Origin of the sequence: Vibrio sp. 10N.239.311.G01 (assembly GCF_041465805.1) — a bacterium.
GTDB classification, from domain to species: Bacteria; Pseudomonadota; Gammaproteobacteria; order Enterobacterales; family Vibrionaceae; genus Vibrio; species Vibrio crassostreae_C.
The window spans coordinates 1-1,431 of sequence record NZ_JBFSRM010000072.1 but is presented as its reverse complement, the minus strand read 5'-3'; the positions used below and the strand labels follow the sequence as shown (position 1 = coordinate 1,431).

The 1,431-nt window shown below is 45.1% G+C and carries 1 protein-coding gene; it reads right to left on the bottom strand.

Going from position 1 to position 1,431, the window contains the following annotated elements; genetic code table 11:
* Positions 1 to 111: 111 nt before the first annotated feature.
* Positions 112 to 1,431 (bottom strand): group II intron reverse transcriptase/maturase (gene ltrA, locus AB6D06_RS22430; RefSeq protein WP_372111925.1); only part of this gene is annotated, 1,320 nt, incomplete at its 5' end.

Genomic DNA, 1,431 nt, shown 5'->3' with positions numbered 1-1,431 from the left:
TGTCGAGTAGACGACACTTGTTACCAAGTGCCGCCCCTCTAAGAACCGTACGTGCAACTTTCACTGCATACGGCTCAAGCCTCCACTAAGGCATCATTGATACCCAGCAACTTATAACGCAGTCGGGACAGGCTCTTTCCAAGAGTTACGAGCTAGCCTTTTAGATTTTCTCTTCACCAAATATTCTTGGTATTGAGGGTCAAAAGGGGTCGCTGCATTCCTGATTTTTACGTGTCGCTCGATGGGCACTTTAGCTATTTGGAACAGATTGAAGTGACAGTCCATGTCCATGATTTTCTGCCAACCGTGAAATTGCCACTGGCCTTTACGATTGAGAAAATACTTATGAACAACCCAGTCTTTGGACTTGGTTGGATGACGTCTAACTGCCCAGTGCCATAACGCTTGGAATAGTTTGTGGCCGACATACCCGAATACTTGTTTAGCAACACAGTGGCGATAGTAATTCGCCCACCCTCTAAGTTTCGGATTTATCAACTTGATAAGATCGTTAACAGGGATGGTTGCGTGCTTTTTAATAAGTTCACGTAGATTTCTAAGGAATAACAGCGTGTTAGATTTGCTCGGTTTAATGAGCAATTTCCCTTTGTACTTCCTGTGATTGAAACCCAGAAAGTCAAAGCCATCATCAATATGAGTGACCTTCGTTTTCTCTTCGGAGAGGGTTAACCCTCTTTCTGCCAGAAAGTCAGCAATCAACGGTTTGATATCGTTCACTAGCACTTCCTTTGAAGAGCAGGTGACCACGAAATCATCCGCATAACCAATAAAGTTGGCCCTAGCACCCATTTTCAGAGCTGTAGATTTTATTTGTTGCTCTATTCCCGCGAGAGTCATTAGCATCAAGGTTGGAGATATTATTCCACCTTGAGGTGTACCCTCATCGGTATCATAGAACAGACCCTTATCCACATAGCCAGACTGTAACCATTGCTCTAACATACGTTTATCTACCGTGATATTGTCCATAAGCCATTGATGCCCGATTTTGTCGAAGCAAGCCTTAATATCTCCCTCAAGAACCCATTTCGCTGATCGCTTTAGAGCCAAACATTTGAAACACTGACTGACGGCGTCAGCCGTACTGCGATTTGGCCTAAACCCATAGCTATTGAGGTCGGCAAGCGTTTCGGACACTGGTTCTAATGCTAGAAGGTGGAGGGCTTGTTGCGCTCTATCAATCATGCATGGAATACCCAATGGCCTGAGCTTACCGTTCTTTTTGGGGATGTAGATACGTTTGAGTGGTTTTGCAGAGTAAGCCTTGCGGCTCAGTTGATTGACTGCTTTCATACGGCGTACATCTGTGTTCCAGGTGACACCGTCTATTCCAGACGTTTTACTGCCTTTATTCTGAGAGACTCGCTTAACCGCAAGAAGCTTGGCTGAGCGAGAATGAGTCAAGAGCCA